9 protein-coding genes are annotated in these 5,972 nt (G+C 57.9%); 4 read left to right on the forward strand and 5 right to left on the reverse strand.

The window, feature by feature from the left end; genetic code table 11:
• The 4 genes from A3754_RS21440 to A3754_RS21455 form a co-directional block, all read left to right on the forward strand.
• Positions 1–986, forward strand: a 986-nt coding sequence (locus tag A3754_RS21440) for a DUF1214 domain-containing protein (protein ID WP_156497133.1), incomplete at its 5' end; no start/stop codon positions are given.
• 191 nt (positions 987–1,177) lie between these two features.
• Positions 1,178–1,717, forward strand: coding sequence for a lactoylglutathione lyase (gene gloA, locus A3754_RS21445; protein ID WP_063521287.1), 540 nt, complete (start codon positions 1,178–1,180; stop codon positions 1,715–1,717).
• Positions 1,718–1,833: 116 nt separating this feature from the next.
• Complete coding sequence (locus tag A3754_RS21450) at positions 1,834–2,310, forward strand: helix-turn-helix domain-containing protein (RefSeq protein WP_082872283.1); 477 nt, start codon at positions 1,834–1,836, stop codon at positions 2,308–2,310.
• Between the two features lie 160 nt (positions 2,311–2,470).
• Positions 2,471–3,130, forward strand: a complete 660-nt coding sequence (locus A3754_RS21455; RefSeq protein ID WP_063521288.1) for a YoaK family protein — start codon at positions 2,471–2,473, stop codon at positions 3,128–3,130.
• 38 nt (positions 3,131–3,168) lie between these two features.
• Here A3754_RS21455 and A3754_RS21460 read toward each other — a convergent pair whose 3' ends face one another.
• The 5 genes from A3754_RS21460 to A3754_RS21480 form a co-directional block, all read right to left on the reverse strand.
• Positions 3,169–3,744: a DJ-1/PfpI family protein gene (locus tag A3754_RS21460; RefSeq protein WP_197468769.1), complete on the reverse strand. Its 576-nt coding sequence runs from the start codon at positions 3,742–3,744 to the stop codon at positions 3,169–3,171.
• A 292-nt stretch (positions 3,745–4,036) separates the two neighbouring features.
• A complete protein-coding gene (locus A3754_RS21465; RefSeq protein WP_082872214.1) occupies positions 4,037–4,363 on the reverse strand; it encodes a TfoX/Sxy family protein in 327 nt (108 codons plus the stop codon).
• Entirely contained in the window at positions 4,363–4,788 is a 426-nt protein-coding gene (locus A3754_RS21470; protein ID WP_063518767.1) for an MAPEG family protein, read from the reverse strand. Before A3754_RS21470 ends, A3754_RS21465 begins: the two co-directional genes overlap by 1 nt.
• 40 nt (positions 4,789–4,828) lie before the next feature.
• A complete protein-coding gene (locus tag A3754_RS21475) occupies positions 4,829–5,224 on the reverse strand; it encodes a DUF1294 domain-containing protein (RefSeq protein ID WP_082872215.1) in 396 nt (131 codons plus the stop codon).
• Positions 5,214–5,936, reverse strand: a complete 723-nt coding sequence (locus A3754_RS21480) for a 16S rRNA (uracil(1498)-N(3))-methyltransferase (RefSeq protein WP_063521289.1) — start codon at positions 5,934–5,936, stop codon at positions 5,214–5,216. Before A3754_RS21480 ends, A3754_RS21475 begins: the two co-directional genes overlap by 11 nt.
• Between the last annotated feature and the right edge of the window lie 36 nt (positions 5,937–5,972).

Below are 5,972 nucleotides of genomic sequence, written 5' to 3' on the forward strand. Positions count from 1 at the left end.
CGCCCTATGGCACCGAGCCCGGCTTTTATCTTCTGGTCGGTCCCAACTGGGAAGGCGACGTGCCGGAAGGCATCAATGAGGTTATCCGCTCTTCCACGGAACTGGCCAACATGATCCCCCGCGCCTTCATGGATTCCACCGAAGAAGACAAGCAAGCCATTCAGCCAGTGATCAGCCAGATCAACGCCTATCCGCTGGAAGATTTCGATGGCGAAATGAAAACCACGGACTGGTCCCAGCTACCCACGTTCCCGGCACCGAAAAGCGACGGGGAAACCAAATGGGTAGAGCCGGAAAAATTCTTTGACCAGCTACACGCCGTACTGGACCAGGTACCGCCGCTGCCAGGCGAGGAAGCCATTTACGCCAATGTCCGCGCCCTGCTTGCCGCCGCAGAGCGCGACCCGGCCATCAAACAAGCCATTGTTGAAGTGGCCAAAGAGACCGAGAAGAGCGTGATTGCCGACTTTTTCAAATGGGAAAACAACGGCAAGGCTGCCGGCAATGGCTGGAACCGTTCCGTCAACAATGCAGAGTGGGGCGTGGATTACACCATGCGTACCGGCACCGCCCGCTCCAACATGTTTGATAACCGCCCCAATGAAACCCAGTATTTCTACACAGACAACGACGGCAATGACCAACAGCTTAGCGGGGATAACCTCTACAGTATTACTTTTGCCAAGGGAGAAACCCCGCCGGTGAAAGGCTTCTGGTCGCTGACCCTGTACAACGATAAACACTTGTTTTATCCCAATGATCTTGAGCGTTACTCTCTGGGTACCAAGAACAAGGACCTGAAACGTAACGATGACGGCTCCCTTACCTTGTACGCCGGGCACAACAAGCCATCAGAGGACAAGCTAAGTAACTGGCTGCCAGCACCGAAAGGCACCTTCTCTCTCTACATCCGGGCCTATTGGGGCAAACAAGCCATTCTCGATGGCACCTGGAAACCTCCGGTCATCAAGAAGGTCAGCCCGTAAGCTATCCGAAAGGGGCGCACTCAGCGCCCCTTTTTCAGCTCCATCACCAAACGTCGCGCGGGACCCATTCTTGCAGCACGGCTTGCTTTCAAGCTATTGCGGGCGCACTTTCACCCGCTACCGGGTTGCATTCCCTCCCCGCCGTCCCGATAGTCTGTAGCACCCTATGCACTGACTGATCTGGAGCCCCCATGTCCCGTCATTTTGAAAAAGCGGAAGGCCTGTTCGAACACCCGGATGAGGTCACCCATGAGTACCTGTTCAACCAGACCATGTTGCGGATCAAGGATCCGAAACCAAGCCTGGACTTCTACACCCGGGTGCTGGGCATGCGCCTGGTGCGCAAGCTGGATTTTCCCGAGATGCAATTCAGCCTTTATTTTCTCGGCTATCTGAGCGAAGAAGAAGCCGGTGAAGTACCTGGCAACGATGCCAAACGTCTGACCTTTACTTTCGGCCGCGAGGCCATGCTGGAACTGACCCACAACTGGGGCACTGAAGATGACCCCGCCTTTTCCTACCACGATGGCAACGCCGAACCCCAGGGCTTTGGCCATATCGGCATTACCGTTCCCGACGTTTACGCAGCAGCGGAGCGCTTCGAAAAAATGGGCGTGACGTTCGTCAAAAAACCGGATGACGGAAAAATGAAAGGCCTTGCTTTTATCAAGGACCCGGACGGTTACTGGATTGAAATACTGCAAGCTGACATGATGGAAAAGCAGGCGTAATCCGGGCAACAACATTTCACTTTTTTTACAGTAAAAAAGTTTTTTTGCCTCGCTCCGCGCTTGCCCCTAAGGTGGGATTTTGGCTTAACTCGCAAATCTCACCGAGGGGACAATCCGTGGCCACCACTTCCTTACTGACCGCACAACAACGCAAGACCTGCCAAACCCAAAGCAATCAGCCCGCCCCCAACGGCCCCCGTGCCAAAGCCTTACTGGCCCTGGACAAGGGCAGCACCCAGCAACAGGCCGCCGATGAATCCGGCCTGTCTATTGGCCAGGTGCGCTATTGCCTGCGCCGCTTTCGCACCGTTGCGCTGCAGCTGTTCGACCCGGTCACACCATCGGCAAGTAAACCAGTTGCCAAAACTGTTACCCCCGGCAAAGACGACGCGGCCGACAGCAAGCCGGCCAAAGACACCAGCAAACCCAAAAAAGACAAGGGCAGCAAGAAAGGCAAGGGCAAGGCACTGAAGCCAATCAAGCCCAAGTCGGACAAGGGCGATAAAAAGTCCAAGAAGAAAGACAAAAAGTCAGATAAAAAAGACAAGAAAGCATCAGGAAAAAAAGGCAAAAAGAAAAACAAGAAGAAGTGAGCTAGCGCCGCCAAGGGTCTCTCTGCGTCTTTTTATCCCACGATTGGGAAAAAGTGTGGGCGAGTAGCCAGATTTTTTTTGCCACACAAGCCTCTGGCCCTGGCGTCAGCCGCCCGTGCTACACTGCCGTTTTTGATAATCGGCCAGACGGGGGGATGCCTTGCTGACGCGTTTACCACCCTGGGTGGAAGTCGGGGCCTTTCTGCTGGCCTTTCTCGCCGGCAGCGTCAATGCGGTGGGGCTGCTGGGGTTCAGCCATCAATCGGTATCACACCTTACCGGCACCTCCTCGCTACTGGGCCTGGCATTGGCGGATGTTGATCTGTCCGTGGCCCGGCACCTGCTGCTCACCCTGCTGAGCTTTCTCGCCGGTGCCGCCCTTAGCGGCATACTCATCACCAGCACTGCCCTGAAACTGGGCCGCCATTACGGTTTCTCATTGCTGATCGAAGCGGCTTTGCTGGTCATGGCCATGCTGTCTCTACAACAGGGCAGTGATCTGGGCATCTATCTGGCTTCCATGGCCTGCGGGCTGCAGAACGCCATGGTGACCACCTACAGTGGCTCCATCATCCGCACCACCCACCTGTCCGGGATTTTCACCGACCTGGGCATCATGCTGGGCAACCGCCTGCGCGGCATCCCCCTCAATGGCCGCCGGCTGCTGCTGTTCGTATTGCTGATTGGCGGCTTCATCTGTGGCGGCGTGGTCGGCACCTGGCTGTTCCGGTTGCTGCATTTCACCGCGCTGATGGCCCCGGCCACCCTGGCTGTCTCCCTGGCCGGCGTGTATTGGGCGTACAGCCGGCGATATCGTTAAGTCACCCGATCTTTTTGCCTGGCTGGCGAGCCAACGCATCACCGCTGCCAGGCATAATCCATCTGCCGGGCCGTCTTGTCCGCCAATTCCCGGCCATGCAGTCTTTCCACCAGATGCAGGCTCATATCGATACCGGCGGAAATACCCGCCGACGTGAGACGGTTACCATCCTCTACCCAGCGGATTTTTTCCTGCACATCCAGCGCCGGGAAACCATGGCGCAGGTCAGCGATATCTTCCCAGTGGGTGGTTACCCGCTGATCGGTGAGCAGCCCGGCCTCTGCCAGTAGAAAGGCACCCGTACAGACCGACGTTACCCAGCGGGCGCCGTGGCCGGCCTCGCGCAGGGCTGTCAGTAACACGGAATTTTCCATGACAGCGGTATGTACCCCTCCACTGACCAGTAATACATCCAGCGGCGGATGATCGGCGAAGGTGAAGTGACTTTTCACCGGGAAGCCACCTCTCGCCATCACCTCAGGATTTTCACTGATCAAAGACACCTGCCAGGGCGGGCTATCACAGAGCCGGGCGGCGGTAGAGAACACTTCAAAAGGACCGGCAAAATCCAGTACTTCGGCATCATCGTAGATCACAATCCCGATTTGCAGCATGGTCATTCCTGAATGATTTATTTGGGTGGCAGGGTACGCAAAAAAGCAAAGCAGTGAGTCAGCCAGCGTTGTAGCGCAGCGTCCTCGGCTACCGTATCCGCGTCAATCATCAGCATGCCCTAACAGGCTGTTGAAAAGCCCTTTGCATGCTCAGTCTTTCAGGCTGGTTCGCAATCTAGGCGCAATGTTGACGGTGTGTGTCCACCCATCGAGACATTGCAACAACGAGTGCGGGCCAGCCTGGAAGACCCGGAGGGCGCGGCCTGAAGGGCCCATCTGCTGCGCTTTGTCGCTAGGAAAGGGAGCCACCCTGTCCGTCGCGACAAAACACAACAGCTGCCCCCTTCAGGCCACGCTGAGTACGTAAAGGGCTTTTCAACAGCCTGTTAATGGGCCGGCCGGTGAAATCCATCTCGCCGGCGCCAGGCTCAGCGGACAACCGTTCATGGGACTGCGGCCCGACCCGGGCCATCAGGCGGTCACCCAGAATGCCGCAACACATGTTGCCGGCGATCATGAAACAGAGGCCACCGAACATGCGCTTTTCATCGGGCAGGGCACCACTGACAGTGCGCAGGCCTTCGCGCACCCGCAACGCCAGATCAGTATCAAAGGCCATCAGAACACGGCGCGCAACGCATTCACGGTTAACCCAATCAGGGCCAGTGACGACAGGGCAAACAACACAAAGCGCAGCTCAATCTTGTTGATCAGCGCCTGCAGGAGCGAATGCACCACGCGGATACCCACATAGGCCCAGGCCAACTTCAGGTTGATGCCATCACCCTGGCCAAGCAGTGCCAGCGACAGGGCCACGGCATAAAACGCCGTGGGCTGTTCCATCAGGTGATTGTAGTTATCCGCCTTCCAGCGCACACGAGCGGGCAGGGTGCTCATCTGTTCACCGCGTGGGGCATTCGGGTCCGGCTTCATGTTGGCCGCTTTCATGGCCGGCAGGCGGGTGATGTACATCCATAGCCACATGACCATGGACCAGGCGACCAGGACCACCACCGGTGTAATTATCGGGCTGGTTAACGGCATTGTGTTCTCCCTTTTTCGTTATTGTCTATACAGCCCGCCGCTACCACAGCAACGCAGCCACCATTGCCATGTTCAGCAGCACCGTGCACCAGAAAATGCCGGTAAACGGTTGCTTGCGGGTTTTATGGCGAAACAGGGGGCGGGCCAACATGCCCCCAGGCCAGCCTCCTGCCAGCGATAACAGATGCAGGCTTTGCTCGGGAATGCGCGACCGGGCATGCACCGCCGCACGCTTATCCCAGGCATACAACCCCAGCGTGAACACCGAGAGCCCGGCATACACTGCCGCCAGCCAGGGCAACAGGGGATCGTGGCGAGCATAAAGCCCCAGCAGCAATGCAAATCCGGCAACGCCAATCAGCGCTGTAGCGATGCCTGATGTTCCGCCGGCAGTGCGGCGACGACGCGCTCTCCGGCCCTTTCTCCTAGCGGCCATGCCACGCCCACAGCGCGGCCAGTAACGCCACCGGTGCGGTTTCCGCCCGCAATACCCGGTTACCCAGGGCAAAGGCGACAAAACCGTTTTCCTCTGCCGCGCGCAATTCGTCATCGGAAAAACCGCCTTCCGGGCCGGTGAGCAGGGCCAGTTCCGCTACGCCTTTCAGGGCAGCGGGGGAGAACGGATTTTTCCCCGGGTGGGCAATCAGTCGCAAGCCTGGCAGATCCCCGCTCAACCAATCCTTGAGCGACCTCACACCGGTGATCTGCGGCACCCGGTTCAGGCCGCACTGCTCACAGGCGCTGATCGCCACCTGCTGCCAATGCCCCAGCTTTTTATCCTGCCGCTCGCCCTTAAGGCGCACTTCACAGCGTTCGGTATCCAGAATCACCAGGGAACGGGCGCCCAGCTCGGTGGCTTTCTGGATCGCATAATCCATACGCTCACCCTTGATCATCGGCAGCGCCACCGTCACCGCCAGCGGGGCGGTGCGGTCTTCATCGGCAAAGCGCTGCGGCTCAATGGTGACCGCTTTTTTGTTGATGGCCGTTATGCGCGCCAGCCATTCCCCCCCGCGGCCGTTAAAAACCACCAGTTCCTCGCCCACCGCCATACGCAACACCTTGCCAATGTGGTGGCTGGCGCTGGCGCCCAACGCTACGGCCTGTCCGGAGTGAAAATCCTGATCATCAAAAAAACGGCGCGGCATGGAATCTCCATCACGAATAGCTGCCAGCGGGAAAAA

Source organism: Alcanivorax sp. HI0083 (assembly GCF_001635175.1).

What these genes read in the sequence shown, in the direction of transcription:
- gloA (WP_063521287.1), top strand. Translation starts at nt 1,178, where the DNA reads ATGTCCCGTCATTTTGAAAAAGCGGAAGGCCTGTTCGAACACCCGGAT.
- A3754_RS21460 (WP_197468769.1), bottom strand. Translation starts at nt 3,744, where the DNA reads ATGCTGCAAATCGGGATTGTGATCTACGATGATGCCGAAGTACTGGAT.
- A3754_RS21475 (WP_082872215.1), bottom strand. Translation starts at nt 5,224, where the DNA reads ATGGCCGCTAGGAGAAAGGGCCGGAGAGCGCGTCGTCGCCGCACTGCC.
- A3754_RS21470 (WP_063518767.1), bottom strand. Translation starts at nt 4,788, where the DNA reads ATGCCGTTAACCAGCCCGATAATTACACCGGTGGTGGTCCTGGTCGCC.
- A3754_RS21480 (WP_063521289.1), bottom strand. Translation starts at nt 5,936, where the DNA reads ATGCCGCGCCGTTTTTTTGATGATCAGGATTTTCACTCCGGACAGGCC.
- A3754_RS21465 (WP_082872214.1), bottom strand. Translation starts at nt 4,363, where the DNA reads ATGGCCTTTGATACTGATCTGGCGTTGCGGGTGCGCGAAGGCCTGCGC.